17 protein-coding genes are annotated in these 18,409 nt (G+C 37.2%); all 17 read right to left on the bottom strand.

Going from position 1 to position 18,409, the window contains the following annotated elements; translation table 11 throughout:
- Positions 1 to 288: 288 nt before the first annotated feature.
- The 17 genes from uvrC to QUF99_RS23625 all read right to left on the bottom strand — a co-directional run bounded on the left by uvrC (position 289) and on the right by QUF99_RS23625 (position 18,384).
- Positions 289 to 2,073 (bottom strand): excinuclease ABC subunit UvrC, encoded by a 1,785-nt coding sequence (gene uvrC / locus QUF99_RS23545; RefSeq protein WP_289373297.1) that lies wholly within the window; start codon positions 2,071 to 2,073, stop codon positions 289 to 291.
- A gap of 15 nt (positions 2,074 to 2,088) precedes the next feature.
- Positions 2,089 to 3,498, bottom strand: coding sequence for a hypothetical protein (locus QUF99_RS23550; protein ID WP_289373298.1), 1,410 nt, complete (start codon positions 3,496 to 3,498; stop codon positions 2,089 to 2,091).
- Between the two features lie 46 nt (positions 3,499 to 3,544).
- Positions 3,545 to 4,450 (bottom strand): FTR1 family iron permease, encoded by a 906-nt coding sequence (locus QUF99_RS23555; RefSeq protein ID WP_289373299.1) that lies wholly within the window; start codon positions 4,448 to 4,450, stop codon positions 3,545 to 3,547.
- Between the two features lie 18 nt (positions 4,451 to 4,468).
- Positions 4,469 to 5,230: a hypothetical protein gene (locus QUF99_RS23560; protein WP_289373301.1), complete on the bottom strand. Its 762-nt coding sequence runs from the start codon at positions 5,228 to 5,230 to the stop codon at positions 4,469 to 4,471.
- A 64-nt stretch (positions 5,231 to 5,294) separates the two neighbouring features.
- Positions 5,295 to 6,041 (bottom strand): glycosyltransferase family 2 protein, encoded by a 747-nt coding sequence (locus tag QUF99_RS23565; RefSeq protein WP_289373303.1) that lies wholly within the window; start codon positions 6,039 to 6,041, stop codon positions 5,295 to 5,297.
- Entirely contained in the window at positions 6,038 to 7,513 is a 1,476-nt protein-coding gene (locus tag QUF99_RS23570) for an alkaline phosphatase family protein (RefSeq protein ID WP_289373305.1), read from the bottom strand. Before QUF99_RS23570 ends, QUF99_RS23565 begins: the two co-directional genes overlap by 4 nt.
- Positions 7,501 to 8,379, bottom strand: a complete 879-nt coding sequence (locus QUF99_RS23575; RefSeq protein WP_353958413.1) for a lysylphosphatidylglycerol synthase transmembrane domain-containing protein — start codon at positions 8,377 to 8,379, stop codon at positions 7,501 to 7,503. Before QUF99_RS23575 ends, QUF99_RS23570 begins: the two co-directional genes overlap by 13 nt.
- Positions 8,380 to 8,395: 16 nt before the next feature.
- Entirely contained in the window at positions 8,396 to 9,343 is a 948-nt protein-coding gene (locus QUF99_RS23580) for an SDR family NAD(P)-dependent oxidoreductase (RefSeq protein ID WP_289373307.1), read from the bottom strand.
- An 86-nt stretch (positions 9,344 to 9,429) separates the two neighbouring features.
- Positions 9,430 to 10,602 carry a hypothetical protein gene (locus QUF99_RS23585; RefSeq protein ID WP_289373309.1) on the bottom strand — a complete coding sequence of 391 codons (1,173 nt, stop codon included), beginning with the start codon at positions 10,600 to 10,602 and terminating at the stop codon, positions 9,430 to 9,432.
- Between the two features lie 169 nt (positions 10,603 to 10,771).
- Positions 10,772 to 11,086: a thioredoxin gene (trxA, locus tag QUF99_RS23590; protein WP_289373310.1), complete on the bottom strand. Its 315-nt coding sequence runs from the start codon at positions 11,084 to 11,086 to the stop codon at positions 10,772 to 10,774.
- 210 nt (positions 11,087 to 11,296) lie between these two features.
- Positions 11,297 to 12,274 (bottom strand): electron transfer flavoprotein subunit alpha, encoded by a 978-nt coding sequence (gene etfA / locus QUF99_RS23595; RefSeq protein ID WP_289373312.1) that lies wholly within the window; start codon positions 12,272 to 12,274, stop codon positions 11,297 to 11,299.
- Between the two features lie 36 nt (positions 12,275 to 12,310).
- Positions 12,311 to 13,084, bottom strand: a complete 774-nt coding sequence (etfB, locus tag QUF99_RS23600; RefSeq protein WP_289373313.1) for an electron transfer flavoprotein subunit beta — start codon at positions 13,082 to 13,084, stop codon at positions 12,311 to 12,313.
- A gap of 77 nt (positions 13,085 to 13,161) precedes the next feature.
- Complete coding sequence (locus tag QUF99_RS23605; RefSeq protein WP_289374758.1) at positions 13,162 to 13,938, bottom strand: enoyl-CoA hydratase; 777 nt, start codon at positions 13,936 to 13,938, stop codon at positions 13,162 to 13,164.
- Between the two features lie 11 nt (positions 13,939 to 13,949).
- Entirely contained in the window at positions 13,950 to 14,537 is a 588-nt protein-coding gene (locus QUF99_RS23610) for a fatty acid metabolism transcriptional regulator FadR (RefSeq protein WP_483298616.1), read from the bottom strand.
- Between the two features lie 112 nt (positions 14,538 to 14,649).
- Entirely contained in the window at positions 14,650 to 16,335 is a 1,686-nt protein-coding gene (locus QUF99_RS23615; protein WP_289373316.1) for a long-chain-fatty-acid--CoA ligase, read from the bottom strand.
- 331 nt (positions 16,336 to 16,666) lie between these two features.
- Positions 16,667 to 17,845 carry a DUF4179 domain-containing protein gene (locus QUF99_RS23620; protein WP_289373318.1) on the bottom strand — a complete coding sequence of 393 codons (1,179 nt, stop codon included), beginning with the start codon at positions 17,843 to 17,845 and terminating at the stop codon, positions 16,667 to 16,669.
- Positions 17,842 to 18,384, bottom strand: a complete 543-nt coding sequence (locus tag QUF99_RS23625; protein WP_289373320.1) for an RNA polymerase sigma factor — start codon at positions 18,382 to 18,384, stop codon at positions 17,842 to 17,844. Before QUF99_RS23625 ends, QUF99_RS23620 begins: the two co-directional genes overlap by 4 nt.
- Positions 18,385 to 18,409 lie beyond the last annotated feature (25 nt).

The following is an 18,409-nucleotide window of genomic DNA, read 5'->3' on the forward strand; positions in this document are numbered from 1 at the left end:
ATTGGCAGTCAACTAGACATATAGGTTTAGTTGACTTTTTATATAAATACAAATTAAAAAACCGACATAAAACCCTTCTTTTTAGGTGGAAGAGAGCATCCGGCCATGTATAGAAGCGGTCAGATCCTTTTCCTATCCCATGCCAAGTGAAAACAAAGAGAGGAACGAGTGCAGGTCACCTTTTGATATGTCGAAAAATCAAAATGGATTTATATATTTTTGTATAAGTATTCATTTTATTTTTTAAAATCTTCTGAAATTATACCAAAAAATAGAAGACATTGTAAACTACAATGTCTTCTCGTCAGTTAAATACGAATGAATCGTCTCCGCAATATTTTGTGGCATTCCAGCCTCTACAATTTCCGCAACAGAAGCTTCTTTCATTTTTTTTAGCGAACCAAAATGTTTTAACAATACTTTTTTTCGCTTCTCTCCTACGCCAGGAATGCCATCTAGCGCTGATTGAATGACAGATTTCCCATGAAGCTGACGATGAAACGTAATTGCAAATCGATGCACTTCATCTTGAATGCGCTGTAGTAAATAAAATTCTTGACTATTTCGCTCAAGCATAACAGGTTCAGGTGGATTACCAATTATTAAATGAGACGTACGATGCTTATCATCTTTTACAAGTCCAGCCATTGGAATAAATAAACCAAGCTCATTTTCAAGTACATCTCCCACCGCTGCAAGATGACCCTTCCCGCCATCAATGACAATTAAATCAGGAAGTGGCAAACTCTCCTTGAGAGCACGCGTATAACGACGACGTACCACTTCTCGCATAGATTCATAATCATCTGGTCCTTGTACTGTTTTAATTTTATATTTCCGATACTCTTTTTTCGCTGGTTTTCCATCAATAAAGACAATCATTGCTGAAACAGGATTCGTTCCTTGTATGTTCGAATTATCAAACGCTTCAATACGATAAGGTGTTTCAATCGCCAGTTGCACTCCTAAATTTTCAACAGCCTTAATCGTACGTTCTTCATCACGTTCAATTAAATAAAATTTCTCCTGCAAAGCGATTTTCGCATTCTTGATCGCTAACTCAACAAGGTCCTTTTTCTTTCCACGCTTTGGTTGCGTCGCTTCCACTTCTAAAAATGTTTCTATCAATTGAGGGTCAATACTACTTGATACAACAATTTCTTTCGGCTTAAAGTGATTGCTTTGCTCATAAAACTGTCCAATAAATGTTAAAAACCCTTCTTCTGGTTCGTCATAAATCGGAAACATAGAGACATCCCGCTCAATCAACTTTCCTTTTCGAATGAAAAAAACTTGTACGCACATCCACCCTTTATCAACCGCATAGCCAAAGACATCTCGGTCAACTAAATCGCTCATAATCATCTTCTGCTTTTCCATAATAGCATCCATATGAGCAATTTGATCACGCAGCTCTTTTGCACGCTCAAACTCTAATTTTTCCGATGCTTCATACATTTTCGCTTCTAGTTCCGATCGTACTTCTTTATGACCACCATTTAAAAACTTTGTAATTTCATCCACAATTTCTTTATTTTGTTCAGCTGTTACGTCTTGAACGCAAGGTGCTAAACATTGTCCCATATGATAATATAAACAAACTTTATCAGGCATGTTGCTACACTTACGAAGTGGATACATCCGGTCAAGCAGCTTTTTCGTTTCATATGCTGACTGTGAATTCGGATAAGGACCAAAATATTTCCCTTTATCTTTTTTCACATTTCTCGTAATCAGTAAACGTGGTTGTTTTTCCGCTGTAATTTTAATAAATGGATATGTTTTATCGTCTTTTAATTTAATGTTATATCGTGGATCATACTTTTTAATTAAGTTTAATTCTAAAATAAGTGCCTCTAAATTCGACGAGGTAACAATATATTCAAAGTCCACAATTTCTCCGACGAGACGTAATGTTTTTTCATCGTGTGAGCCAGTAAAATACGAGCGCACACGATTTTTTAAGACTTTTGCCTTGCCGACATAAATCACCGTTCCTTGTTTATCTTTCATTAAATAACAGCCCGGCTGATCTGGTAAAATCGCTAATTTTTCTTTTAAATGCTTGTGCACTCACTTTCTCCTCTCTTACTTTTTCCACTTATATAAAACTATTTTATGATAAACAGGATCAAATAATCGATTGGAATAAAAGACAGCTTCCTTTTCAACCTGTCCTTCTATATTGATCCCTTGCTTTTGAAATCCTTCAATGAGATGATTCGTAACGTATATCGTATCATTTTTATGATATTTTTTATCTTGTAAAAAATAGGAATATGTGTAAAAACGTTTATGTTCATATGGCATTTGCAAATATTCCATAACCCTCGTCTCTTCCCACGTGTATACAATAAACGGCTGTTGTCTTTCCTCTAAATATGACGCAAGCTGATATGTTGCCGGCACCTCCGCTTGTTGTTCCTTCATAAGCGGTATACTCATCATAAGTTGGCTGGTTGCAAACAACAGCAATAAAATACCACGATTCCTTTTTAACCAAGAAATAGCAAGTACGCAAAGTAACATCGCTACAATCGGATAAGAATGACGAGGTTTATCAATATTTTGTCCAAGTAAATTCCAAAGAAAATATACACTTACAAGAGCGATTAAAACCTTTGGATAGCAACGTATGTTCTTCCATTGTAAAACAAATAGAAACAAAAAGAAAAGAAAGAAGCCTGTGAGGAAGTATGAATGCATGCCAATTCCTGCAAATACAATATTTTCGGAAAGTAAGCGAAAGAGACGCGAAACAAATGGCTCACTTGTTTCTGTAATCGCTCCGCCCCATTCAGTAAAATGGCCTTCTACAAATCCGAAAGAGATTTTCCATAACCCCGTTATCCCACCGATATTCCAAATAAGTGCACCAATCCAAACAAGCTGTGAAAGAACAGCTGTACAAAATAGGATAATACACCGCCATTTCTCTTCATGCCATTGCTGCCATAATAACAAAACAAGTACTATCCCAAATGGTGCATATGATAAGCGTATACCCATTAATAGTGCAAAGAAGATTAATGGCCAAAATTGAGCTTGAAAACTCTTTGTACGAAAAGCTCGTTCTACACTCCATATATACCACCATACGATCGCTAACGCTGCTCCTTCTGACATAGGCTGCGTTACTAAAATAGAGAAATAGCCGCTCGTTTGTAAAACAGCTACAACAATAAGAGCGCTCGTTTTACTTACATAATGACGCGCAATCCAATACATCGGAAAAGCTGCGCCGAGTGCCATGATGGCATTAAAAATCCCTAACGATTGCACAGGATTTTCTATAAAGAGATGTGTTATCATTCCCCCTAAAATAAAAAAAGGATAGCCTGGGAAATGGGGCTGCATTGCTAATATGTCATATTGTTTTAGTGCAAGCGCAAAATCAACTTCGTCCCACGTTGCAGCAAACGGACTCGCATAGAAAAACCGAATACAAATCGCACTTGTAAACAGGACAACAGCCCATATACGTAATACTTGTTTCATCTCATTTCCTTTCTGCAAAAAAAGTACAAGGAAACTCCTTGTACTTTTAGCTTACTGACTTATTTTTTTCGATTATTGTTTGATCTTTTTTAACAGGCTTTTTAAAGACGATTAACATATACAACACAACAAAATACCCGATATACACAAGTATTTCTTCAAGAGATGGCATTGACGAGTATCCTAAAAATGCTTTTAAGAAAATACCAATATCACCTGAAAGGAGCGGTGCAGTACCATGATCACGCAAATAGTGAGCATAATCAATCGGGTGCTCTGGTAATAACCATGTAATATCGTATACATGTGGCATAACACTGCCGAGTATTTTTAAATCCTGAAGCATAGAAACGCCCTGTACGAGAAGACCAGCTGCAATTAAGACGATAAATGCACCTGTTATTTTAAAGAATACTTTGAGTGAAATACGCATCGTTCCTTTAAAGAATAAGTAGCTAACAACAGCTGCAACGAGTAAACCTGAAATAGCTCCCCAGCCTTTCATCGCTTCTCCGATGTTTCCTCCTGTAATCGCTGCAAAGAAAAACACTGTTTCTACACCTTCTCGAAGTACAACAAGAAAAGAGTGCATAACCATACCAATTACATTTCCAGCCGTAATATACTGACTCATTTTACTTTCCATATTGACTTTCATATTCTTGCTATGTTCTGCCATCCAAAATACCATTTGCGTAAGTAAAATGGCGGAAATAAAAATAATTGATATTTTTAAATACATCTCACTTCCCATTGCGGCAAAGCCAGTAAATACAACTTGGAAAACAAGAGCGACAATATAACTTGCTACAACGGCAAGCCCTGCTCCCACCCAAACATATTTCACAAACTGCTTACTATCTGTACGTTTTAAATAGGTTGTAATAATCCCGACAATCAGCAATGCTTCTAATACTTCACGAAATGTAATGAGAAATGCCTGCAGTTGCATCGCTCTTCCCCCTTATCCTTACTTACGTTTTCTTACTGCGTATACAATGACTCCAACAAGTATAAGTACAATAACTGCAATTGGAGCCCAGTTTTTCAAACTACTTAAATCTGTCCACTCTGCCTTTTTTGTTTTATCAGAAGCGGCTTTATCTTCTTGACCGCTTGCACTAAAGTGACCCACTTTAAAGTCTTTAATTTTGAACTCGCTCTGTAAACTCTTTAGAATATTATCTTTACTTTGCTTAAACACATCTTGATTGGCTTCTTTTTGACCTACCCCAAATAACCCTGGGTTTCCTAATGATTCTAATGCTTTATTAAATTCATCCTTTAGCTTCGTATCTAACTCTTTATTACGTTCACCAACAACTGGCGATAACGCTTCATATGTAGCAAATGCTTTTGCTAATAAACGCTTGCTTGTATCATAGTCTTTAAATCTCTCATCAACATTTGTTAAACGACGATTAATATTAAGCGCAAGAATTTTTTGCATATCAGCAATAATATCCTCTTTATTTTGTTTATCGAAGTCCTTCATCATTGCTTTAGAAGGTTCTTTTCCCATATGCTGATCAATTTCTTCTTGCACATTTTCATATGCTTTTTTAGCCTCTTTAAAGTTGGCCGGATTTTCATCTAACTTTGCAACCATTTGCTTATATGCCTCTGCAACTTTCTCTTCGTTTGGATTTCCATACGAATAAGCAAATGCACTTGTTTGGATTGAGAATATTAAGAAAATACTAACAAATAATGATATAATAATTTTTTTCATGAACGTTCCTCCTGAACTTAATGATAATTATTATCATTTTCATTGTCAAGATAAGAAATGTTCATTACGAACATTTCTTATCTTCCTTTAATACATGCGCAGCATAGTTGATTGTAACTTTCTCTACTGAACGTGTCATTTCTTTCCAAATAGCCGGAAACACACGCGTCATATACTTACGAAAAGATATGAAAGACTCGCCTGTTTCTCGTACTTTATACGTAATCGGTACTTCTTGTACTCGAAATCCTTTTCGGACTAAATTCAAAGTAATAACTTGAGCATAGTTATAATCGTGAATAATTTCTCCATGTTCCATCGCCTGTCTAGAAAAGGCACGCATACCGGATTGCCCATCGCGAATCCACTTCCTTAGTAACAAACATTGCAACATTGTAAAGCAGTAATTCCCAAGACGTCGATGTAATCTCATTCCTCGAATCGTCCCTCGAAAACGAGAACCCATCGTATAATCAGCTTCTCCTGCAAAAATAGGCTCAAGTACATTTGGAATTTCGTCAGCTGGGTATTCATCATCAGCATCAATCATTACACTAATGTCAGCTCCAAGGCGATAGCTTTCCTGCAAACCCGCTCGAACAGCTGCGCCAAGCCCACCGTTTTTTGCAAATGAAACGACATGATCAGCTCCTGCTTCTTTTGCAACAGCTACTGTTCGATCAGTTGAGCCATCATCGATGACAAGTACTTCTACCGTTACATTCGGATGAAAATGACGCGGCACTTTTCGAATGACATCTGCAATAGAATCCTCTTCATTTAAGGCCGGTATAAAAACGATTACTTTCATTCCCTCTCCTGCTCCTTTAACGCTTCTACTAACACAGGACCACGACTATGAGACGGATACGGTGCTCCTAATAAGTAGGCAATTGTCGGTGCCATAGAAACAAGACTCTTCTTCTCTTCTACTTTTACGCCTTGTGCGATATGAGGACCGTACATAAAGAATGGAACAAACCGCTCACCCTCATCTAAATGACCGTGACCACCAATTCCATCTGCTTGTCCATGATCTGCGCAAATGATGAATGTCGTATTTTCTGCTTTTCCTGTTTTCTCTAAATGCTCAATAAACTGTTTCACATGCTGATCTGCTTCATGAATTTTTTGTAAATATTCATCATATAATACGCCGCGACTATGACCTGTTTGATCTGTAGAAATAAGCTGGACGATAAATAAATCAGGATCTTGTTCATCCATAATCTTTCTTGCTTTCTCCATAATTTTCGAGTCGACAACATCATTTTTCATTACAGCCGTAAATGTTTCCACATCATCGCCAAACGCGTCGACTAAATGAGCAACTGCTAACATTTTCCCTGTTTTATCTACTTTACGAAGAGAATCGAAAATACTCTCTACATTCACTCCATGCTTCCAAACCATATTCGATTTAATACCATGCTCAAATGAATACGTTCCTGTAAACATAGAGGAGAAACATACAACCGTACGAGCTGGATATACAGTTTCCATATTTAAAAACTCGGTCCCTTGCTTTCGAAGTGAATCTAAATACGGTGTATGTGCCGCCTCAAAACGATCTTTTCGCATACCATCAATCACAATCACAACTACTTTTTCATTTAATGCCTCTTGATTTTCAGGCATATTTTCCGTATAGCTAGCAATTGCTTTTGGCTGCCAATCAAATAAATTACGGTGTAATATAAGCGTATATACGAGAAGAGCACCATAAAATATAAGAAGCGTTCTCCAATCTACACCGCTAAACGTACCGCCTTCTTGGAAGAAATCATAGTAATAATACCAAAGCGAAAGTAGTAGTAAAAACTTTGGCATTTGTTCTTGTGCATTCCCGCTTGTAGAATCACTATTTTTTAAAACAAGCTTCCAAAACCGTGTAAAGTTCAACCACGACGTACCAATTCGCAAATGATAATACAACGTTCCCCAAAATAAAATTGTAAAGAAGAAATATAACCCTAATGCAAAAAAGAATAGCGGCAAATGGACCACTTTAAATACAATTAAATAAGCAACAAACGGAAACCATAGATAGTTTCGTAAAAACAATGGAAAATCAAATAAATAATATAAAACAAGTAAAGGTACAATGAGGAAAAAACTGCTAAAAAATGCTGGGACAAAATCAGGTTGTCCAAACTGTGAGATAGAAAACAACAAAAATGTACCGAATACAAAAATCGGTGTAAATGGTTTCCCTTCATTCAGCAAGTTCCAGCAGCGGGCTGCTACCTTTTCAAATTTTGATGCCTTTTTTACTTCTTCCACCGGATGTTTTCTCCCTTCTGACTAACAAGTGAACGCAATTCCATCGGATATAAAACGAGTAAAAGTGCGCCCACACCATAAGAAAATATAAACTTAAATCCATGACTCATTAATGACCACTCATACGCCTCTACCGATCCTACACCAAGCGCTCTTAGTGCAAACGTCATTACCGTTTCATATGTCCCAATACCGCCTGGCGTTAATTGAAATACTTGCCCTGCGATGGTCACACTATTGACCCAAATCGCTTGTATAAATGTAAGAGAACTCGCAATTTCATATATAACAAAAGCTTCGCAAATCCAGCTTATTACAATCAGTAAGATAATGATGATCCCTTGTACTGTAAACAAAATCGCCTTTAATTGCTTCCACTGACTCTCTACAAATTGCGGTGCTTTCTTATGCAAAAGAAACAACATACCAATTCCGATACATATACAAGCGAGGATAACGGGAGCATTCAGCAAAATATCTCCCCACAGTATAAACATCCCTACGGCTCCAAATATACCAAGGATAAGCAAATCTAATATACGGAGCACAACAACTGATTGTGTTGCTTCTCCTAATGTCACTTTCTTTTCTTTTGTAATAATCGCAATGCGAACAGCGTCCCCTATTTTCAATGGAGAAACGTGGTTAATAAATAAACTATAAAACAATCCATATAAAGACTCTTTCATTGTAATATGATGGTGAAGATATAGCTTCCATGCATAAGCACGAAAGAAAAATGCAACACCATATATCATAATAAGAAGCACTACCGTATAAGGATGTTTCCATAATCCATATAGTTGTCTCCACAAAGAAGACGCTTCAAACGATTTCCACGATATGACCAAAAAAACACATAACAAGAAAATACCACAAAGATTAAACAGTATCCGGATATTGTTTCGCCCAAGCAATCGTTCGCTCCAACCCTTCTGCAAAAGATACACGAGGTTCATATCCAAGCTGTTCTTTCGCCTTCGAAATATCAGCCCACGTCGATGTCACATCCCCTTTACGATGCGCCTCTCTTCTTACACGCATCAATGGGAAATGCTTTTCTAACTGCGCAAGTAATTCTGTCATTAAAATCGGTGCATTCGATCCTAGATTGTATACATCACTTCTACTCGATTCTAACGTAAGAGCAATTCCTTCCGTAATATCATCAATGTACGTGTAATCTCGGCCCGTTCCCTTTCCATATACAACAATTTCTTCGCCATTTAGCAATTTTCTAATGAAGCTTGCGATTGCCATATCAGGACGCCCCCATGGACCATATACAGTAAAGAAACGTAAAATATTTAGTTGAAATCCATACATATATTGATAAGCATGACAAAGCGATTCCGCTCCGTATTTGGATGCTGCATAAGGAGATAAAACTCGACCATTTGCCATTTCCTCCTGCAAAGGCATTCCCGTTTTCTCTCCGTACACAGAAGAAGAGGATGCCACGATGACATGTTTTACATTTTCTTCTCCCGCACATGTTAATACGTTACTCGTCCCTTTTATATTAATATCAACATAAGCACCTGGCATTTCAAGCGACGGTCTCACCCCTGGAAATCCAGCTAGATGAATTACTGCATCAACCTTTTCTTGCTGCATAACAGCTTTCACATCTTCTTTATGCAAAATATCGCACTCGTAAAATGGGACAGTTCCATATCGCTGCACTTGTTCAAGCTGAAACTGTTTTCTTGATTTTGCATAGTAGGAGTGGAAATTATCTAGTAGTACGACTTGTTTTCCTTGCTCTAACAGTTTTAAAGCAAGATGACTTCCGATAAAACCTGCTCCTCCAGTAATTAATACTTTCATTCATTTCACCACCCTCTACCACACTATGTAAAAGAAGAAACCTTGTCAAGACAAGGTTTCTTCAAAAAGACATACGTATGAGCAGATTATTTCGCTGCTTCAACAGCCTTATTTAATACAGGCTCAATCTGTGATAATAATTTATCAGCCTCATCTTTTTTCTTCGCTTTTACTGCTTCTAAATAAGAATGTGCCGCTTTTGTTAAATCAGCTGTTTGCTGCTCACCAAGCACTGTTTTCAAATCATTTTCAATGATATTAATGAATAACGCACCCTCTAATGCTGTAATAGGACCTTTATCTTTTCCAAAGTTCTCTTGGCTTTCTTTATACTCACCTAATGCGACTTTTGCGAATCCACGTACAAATGCTTGATTCACTGCTTTTGCATCAACTGTTTTCACATCTGTTTGTAAATCAAATTGCTTTAAGATAAAGTCCGCATCTTCAGGAGCTGCTTTTTTCATATACGGGTAGATGGCTTGATAAAATGCCCATCCTTCTGCTTGTTCAATTTTCGCTTTTTTCTCATCTTGTTTAGCTGCTTCTACCATTTTTGTAGCATAACCATGTGGAACTCCACCTGTCGCTAAATAGAATGTCTTCATTACCGTTTTATCAACAACTTGCTTACCAAGTGCAAATGCAAGTTTATCATCCTTGTCAATTGCCGCCTTCATTTCAGCAAAGCCGCCTTGAATTGCATCCGCCATTTGTGTACCATATGCTGTATCACGTTTTCCTACTGTGCCTTCTACACCTTTATAAAACGCAAGCGCTTCGTCCATTTCTTTTTTCACATCGTCTTTATTACTCCACTTTTCATCCGCTTCTTTGAAATCATGACGCATCGTTTGGAAAAATTCTTTTTGCATTAATTTATCAAATATTTGTTTTACAACCATTGGTTCCATTTCTTTATTTTTACCTGCTTCTAAAGCAGCTACAATTGTTGGATCGATTTTTTCACTAAATTCACCATCACGACCTTGGACAAGAGATTGTAATTTTTCTTTATATAACTTTGTTACTTTATCAAAGTCAACCTCTTTACCGTCTTTCGCTTTTTCAAGCTCAGCCACTCCATCTTTATAAGCTTGTACAAAATCTACTTCTTGTTGTTTCTTCTCTTCTTTCTTAGCAGATTGTTCTGTCTTTTTTTCTTGTGCTTCAGATTTTTTTGTTTCCTCTTTCGCACAACCTGCAAAAAGAAGAGATGCCACTGCTGCTGCAGATAATACTTTTAACTTCAATGTCATGAATGACTTCCCCCTACACATCTAAATGATAGTGATTTTCATTACCGTCAGATTGATTATAAAACCGCTTATGATAAGTGTCAACAAAAATTTCATATCTGTTGTCATATTATCAGGAGGTAATTTCAACCAATAAAAAAAGTCCAGCATATATGCTGGACTTCATGTATTAAAAGTGTTTAGAAACTAGTTCTACTAACGCTTCTTTCGGTTTGTAACCTAACGCTTGGTCAACCACTTTACCATCTTTTAATACGAAAAGAGATGGAATGCTCATTACTTCAAAGTTACGAGCTGTTTCTTGGTTTTCGTCTACGTCTACTTTTACTACTTTTACTTTTCCGCCTAATTCTGCATCAATTTCTTCTAATACAGGAGCGATCATTTTACAAGGCCCACACCATGGTGCCCAGAAATCTAATAATACAATACCTTCACTTGTTTCAGCTGCGAAGTTTTGGTCAGTTGCGTTTACAATTGCCATTTTATTTCCTCCTTTATGTGTTTTCTACCAAAAGTATATCATTAACTTATATACGTGGCGAATATTATGTATCATTATGTATTGTAACAAAATAACGTGCCTTTATACTATATACAAATCATGGATCAACGCTAAAAAGGCGAGAGGCAGGGACCTCTCGCCCTTTCTATATATAGGGGCATTTCACTTGGAACTCAAGGGTTACTCAAATCATGAATGTACTTTTAATTTTTTAAACTCCTCCGTTAAAAGAGGAACTACTTCAAATAAGTCGCCAACAATACCATAATCAGCTACTTTGAAAATACTTGCTTCTGGATCTTTATTAATGGCAACGATTATTTTCGAATTGGACATACCTGCTAAATGCTGAATCGCGCCAGAAATACCACATGCAATGTATAAATCTGGTGTAACGACTTTACCCGTTTGCCCAATTTGCAGTGAGTAATCGCAGTACTCCGCATCACAAGCTCCACGTGATGCACCAACAGCACCGCCTAGCACATCTGCTAATTCTTTAAGCGGATTGAAGCCCTCTTCACTTTTCACACCACGGCCGCCCGCAATAATTACTTTCGCTTCAGAGAGATCAACACCTTCTGCCGTTTTGCGGACAACATCTTGAATAATCGTACGTAAATCTTTTACATCAACTGTAATAGAAGACACATCACCTGTACGTGCTTCTTCTTTTTCAAGCGGCGCGATGTTATTTGGACGAACTGTCGCAAACAACACACCATCTGTCACAATTTTCTTCTCAAACGCTTTACCAGAGTAAATTGGACGTGTAAATACAACGTTGCCACCCGCAACTTCTAATCCAGTAACGTCAGAGACAAGACCAGCTTCTAATTTTGCAGCCAACTTTGGTGATAAATCTTTACCTAGTGCTGTATGTCCAAACACAATTCCTTCAGGTTTTTCTTCTGCATGTACAGCAAGAAAAGCTTGCGCATACCCATCGGATGTATACGATTTCAATTTATCATGTTCAACTGTCACAACGCGATCTGCACCGTAATGAATCAGTTCATTTGCTAAAGATGCAACGCTCTCCCCAACTAGAAGACCTACAACTTCACCGCCTTCTGCAATTGTTTTTGCTGCTGCTACTGCTTCAAATGAAACGTTACGTAGAGATCCGTCACGAACTTCACCCATTACTAATACTTTACGAGCCATTGATTTTCCCTCCTGCGTATATAAATTCGTATTTTTTTAGATTACTTTCGCCTCTGTATGGAGCAACGATACAAGTTCTTTTACTTGATCTTGCAGCTCGCCTTGTAACACTTTCCCAGCATCTTTCTTAGGAGGTAAATAGATTTCAATTGTTTTTGTTTTCGCTTTTACATCTTCTTCTTCTAAATCTAAATCATCTAATTCTAGTTCTTCAAGCGGCTTTTTCTTCGCTTTCATAATACCTGGAAGCGATGGGTAACGCGGTTCATTTAAACCTTGCTGCGCCGTCACTAAAAGTGGTAATGTCGTTTCAATCACTTCTGTATCCCCTTCAACATCGCGCTCAATCTTCACGTTTGTACCGTTAATTTCAAGCTTCGTAATTGTTGTTACATACGGGATATTCAGCGCTTCAGCTACACGTGGTCCAACTTGTCCAGATGCACCATCAATTGCTACGTTTCCACCTAAAATTAAATCTACTTCTTTGTCTTTTAAATACTCAACAAGCACTTTTGCTGTTGTAAATTGATCGCCATTCTCAACATCATCTTCAATGTTTAATAAAACCGCTTTATCGCAACCCATCGCTAGCGCAGTTCGAAGTTCTTTCTCACTCTCTTCACCGCCAACTGTTACAACTGTAATTTCACCGCCGTTTGCATCTCTTACTTGAATTGCTTCTTCAATCGCATATTCATCGTAAGGGTTGATGATGAATTCCGCTTCGCCATCATAAATTGCACCGTTTTTAATTACGATTTTTTCTTCTGTATCAAATGTTCGTTTCATGAGTACGTAGATGTTCATTCCATTTACCCCCTTGTTTTTCAGAAAGATTCCGTCAATTTTAATATTCTGTTAATTTATGCTAAAAAATAATTGGACTACCTACCACTAAAAGAAGGTTTACGCTTTTCTAAAAACGCTGCTACACCTTCTCTTCCGTCTTCACTCGTAAACACTTCACCAAATAATTGTGCCTCGCGCTGTACCCCTTCATAATAAAGCGAAGATTTTGTTGTTTGCAACAATTCTAGTACAGCTTGAACCGTTGCTGGACTTTTCCCAGCAATTTTCTTCGCTACTTGCAGTGTCTCTTCTAAGAGTGATTCTTCCGAAAAGACTCCGTTTACAAGTCCCCACTCCAATGCTTGTGCACCAGTAATTGGAGTGCTTGTTAGCATCATTTCACAAGCCTTTGCTTTGCCAACATAACGTGGTAAACGCTGTGTACCCGCAAATCCAGGAATTAAGCCAAGCGTTAACTCTGGCAAACCAAGCTTTGCACTTTCAGTTACAAAGCGCATATGACAAGACATAGCAAACTCAAGTCCACCGCCAAGTGCTGCTCCATGAATCGCTGCAATGATCGGTTTTGAGCACTTTTCTACACGCTCAAAGGTAACTTGTCCAAGCTGTGCTAACTTTGCTGCTTGGTTCGCTTCTTCAACAGAAGTGAATTCTGTAATATCCGCTCCCGCTGAGAAGAAGCGTCCTTCACCATGAAGAACGATAACGCGTACACTCTCATCTTTTTCGACCTGATCAATTAACTCAGTCACGTCGTGCATAACTTGTGAAGACATAGCGTTAGCTGGCGGATGATTTAACTTCACAACCGCTACATAATCTTCCACTGTTATAGATAGGAATTTCAATATGATCCCTCCCATTATTGACGATAACCACAAGCTGAAACCAGCAGCTCGTGCACCGTTTTTGAAAGTGCGACCAAATTATACTTATGATCGCTCATTACCCAATTGGTCACAACTTCATCTACTGTTCCAAAGATCATTTGTCTCGCTACACGAACATTTAAATCTACTCGAAATTCTTCTTGCCTTATACCCGTTTCTAAAATTTCATCGATGACTTGTAAGTATCCTTTTAATACTTCGTTTATTTTGAAACGTAAGTCTTGATTGGATTGGCGAAGCTCTAGTTGAGTAACGATAGCAAGAGGATCATTTTGCGAAAGTAGCAAGAAGTGCGTTTCTACCAACATAAATAACTTCGCTACAGCGCTTTCAATTCCTGCTGTTTTTTGCCGAATTTTTTCAACAAATTCTCCCATCTTCTCCTGGAATAAGGATATTAGTATATCTTCTTTATTTTTGAAATATAAATAAATAGTTCCATCGGCAACACCAGCTTGTTTGGCAATTTTCGAAACCTGCGCTTGATGATATCCATTTTCTGCGATTACAATAACCGCAGCATCAATAATTTGATTATATTTTGGTCGATTTTTTTTCACATTACTGTCCCCTTCGAGAAGATGACTGACTGAATGAATAATCATTCATATTCCATATAATACTGATTATTCTCAAAATTGTCAATGACATCTTCCCAAAAAGAAAGGGCTTTTAGCCCGTTTGCTCATCCTCCTGCCTTTTCAGCTCTTCATCTACAAGAACACGACGTAATATTTTTCCAACTGTTGTTTTTGGCAACTCAATCCGGAACTCATATACTTTCGGAACTTTATACGCAGCTAAATATTTACGAGCAAACTGATCTAACTCTTCTTCAGAACAAGACTGACCTTCTTTTATTACAATAAAAGCTTTTACTGTCTCTCCGCGGTATGGGTCTGGTACACCGATGACAACAGCTTCTTGCACTTTTTCATACTCATATAATACTTCTTCCACTTCTCGAGGATATACATTAAAACCGCTAGCAACAATCATATCTTTCTTTCTATCTTTCACATAGAAAAAACCATCTTCATCCATATAACCAACATCGCCTGTGTGTAACCAGCCGTCTTGTAATACCGCTGCTGTTTCTTCCGGTTTATTCCAATATCCTTTCATTACTTGTGGACCTTTTACAACAATTTCACCAATCTCACCAGATGACAACGCTTCTCCAGTTTCAAGTGACATAATACGAGCATCTGTATCCGGCCACGGTACACCAATACTTCCTGGCACACGTCTTTCCCACAAAAAATTACTATGTGTAACAGGGGATGATTCTGTTAAACCGTATCCTTCTACCAGCTTTCCACCTGTAACGCTCTCAAATTTCTCCTGTATTTCAACTGGAAGTGGGGCGGAACCACTAATACAAGCACGAATGGAAGAAAGATCATACTTTTGAAGCAGTGGACTATTTAAAAGCGCAATATAAATCGTTGGGGCCCCAGGAAATAATGTAACCTGATGCTTTTTAATCGCTTCAAATACCATTTTCATATCAAATTTTGGAACAATCACCATTTTATGTCCTTGCATAATTGCCAAATTCATAACAGCTGTCATCCCATATACATGAAAAAATGGAAGCACACCAAGAATCACTTCTTCTCCTTCTTGACAGTTATACAGCCAATGCACACCCATTCGTGTATTCGATACAAGATTTTTGTGCGTTAACATGACTCCTTTCGGAAATCCTGTCGTACCCCCTGTATATTGCAGGAGTGCTAAATCATTTTCAGGGTCACAAGAGACTTCCACCGCTTCATCACTTTCTCGTTCTACCGATTTCCAAATATGAATGGTGTCACTTTCACTGACTTTTACAACGAGATTGGTTTGCTTCCTTTGTACAAATGGATATAATAGATTTTTTGGAAATGGTAAAAAATCTGCAATACGCGTTGCGATAATGTGTTCAATATTGGTGGACGACTGTACATTTGTGACTTTTGGAAAGACTAAATCGAGACAAAGAATTACTTTCGCCCCAGAATCACGGAGCTGATATTCTAGCTCTCTCTCTGTATACAGGGGATTTGTTTGTACTACGATACCACCTGCGAGTAGCGTACCATAATATCCAATCACAGCTTGCGGACAATTCGGTAACATAATCGCAACTCGGTCACCTTTTTGTAACCCCAGCTTGCGAAGATAATTTGCAAACTGTCTCACCTTACGACCCAACTCTGAAAACGTAATATCCTTCCCCAAAAAATGAAGCGCTTTCTTTTTAGGATATTGAGAAGACATCTGCTGTAAATATACGTGAAGTGGCTGAATATCGTAAGAAATTGTATGCGGAATTTCCTTTGGATAACTTTGTAGCCACGGCCTTTCCATTCTCATTCCCCCTTTCTTTTCTTACACATGTAAAATGAATATCCATTCATATTACTTATTTTCATTATATTATAGTCACAATTGCGTTACAATCATAATATTCAAACTATTGTTCCGCTATTACTTTTCCAGTATGCTAAATTTGGATCATTACAATTTAATTATGTAAAAAAAAAGGTGATCGATAATTTGAATTTGTACCAAAATCCTCTTTTTACAGAGTTCACCACATATTAACTCAGTCGCCAAAACAGTATCTGATGTTAGTAAAAAACGAAGGCTCCTAAGTAAAGAGATCCTTCGTTTTTTATGAATTATCTTGTAATCGGCATTACTTTTTCTCTTCCCGTACCAAATCAATTACTACACCTTTTCCATCCACATCTTTCAATAACACTTTAAAATCCCCAATATCATCAAAAGAGGTAATATCAAAAGTTTTTACTTTAAATAATATGCCATTATCTCGAACACTTGAATATCCCTTCAACGTTGATTTATATGTTTTTCCTTTATCGTCCATAAGGAGAATACTATCAATTGTTTTTACCTTTCGCTTTATCTCTTCAACATCTTCGGAAAATTCATGTTCAAATGTGATATTCATTCCTGTTGGTAATACTTCAGCAGATGATATTTTTACAGATTCAAGTTGTTGTTGAGGAATATACTTAACCTCCTGATCCCCTCTAAATTTTGAATCTAGTTTTAAGTTCCCTTGCCATTTTCCCTGAATCTCTTTATTTAACTGCATACCTTCTTTATGCCCAGCCTCAATATTTTCTTTTACTATATTTGATTTAGCTTCTGCTTTCGTCCTAAAGGAAGGATCCTTATTTTCTAATGGTGTGAATATTTGTATAGAATTAATATTAAAATGCAAGCTTTCAATACTATCAATTGGATTCATAGGATAGAATATTAAATTATAAGTTACTTCTCCTTCTTTTTCATTCACTTGCATACTCCAATCTGATGCCGCCGCTAATTTACTATTTTCAGATGTTAAACCTACTGTAGTATCTGACTTTTCTATATATCTTCCCTTATCATCCATTAAATCGTACGTCATCATTAATTTTGTCATTTTATTTATTAAACTTTTATCTTCAAACTTAATCTGTAAAGAAACCGCTATTTTTGATTTATCATACAAAACATTTTTAATTTGGATTGCAACACCGCTATCTTCCATAATATTATTCTTGTCTACTTTTTGCATATATCCATTATCTGTCGCTTTTTGAACACCTCGATCTTTTGTGAAAAAAGCTTCCTTTACCATAGCCAATGCTGAATCGCCATACATCCCAATTCCAGTACTTGCTCCAGCAATCGTTACTCCTGCAATAATTGCTGCAACTATTTTTTTATGAGAGGATATTTGCTTTTGTTTCTTGCTTTTTCTAATCTCCTCGAAAGCAAACTGTTTTTTCTTCAAAACGCTATCAGGAATTGTTATATTTTCATTTAATGATTCTTCTAGCTGACGCTCAAATTGATCATTCATTTCAAATCCCCCCTATTGCTTACAAATCCTTGTTCTTCTTTCAAATAATATTCCTTTAACTGTTGCCTTGCTCTACTTAATCTAGACTTGATAGTCCCCTCTTTCTCGCTCAAAACCTCTGCTATTTCCTTTGTCGTAAATTTGTTAACATAATAGAGTACGATAACCAGTCGATACTCTACATTTAAATGACTTAGTACATCTTCAAATTCGAGCTTTTGTTCAACGCCTTCTTTCGTTGCATGTTCAATCCCTACTTCCCCGTAATCTTCTACATATAACACTTTATTTTTCCGTATCATATCGTTGCATTTATTGATTAATACTTTCGTAATCCATGTTTTGAAATAACGCGGTTCTTTTAACTTTTTGAGATTTGTAAAGGCAGCAAGAATCGTTTCTTGTATTGCATCCCCTATATCTTCCTCGCTTTTCAGGCGAACTTTTGCCACTTTATACATTTGCGGCATAATTGTATCAATTGCCTCAATAAAGGCTTCTTCATCACCTTTTTGAGCTCGCTTTATGTGCAGCTCCATTTGAAATTCCTCCCTAAAAAATCTA

The sequence above is a fragment of the Bacillus sp. DX4.1 genome (assembly GCF_030348195.1).
Lineage (GTDB): Bacteria > Bacillota > Bacilli > Bacillales > Bacillaceae_G > Bacillus_A.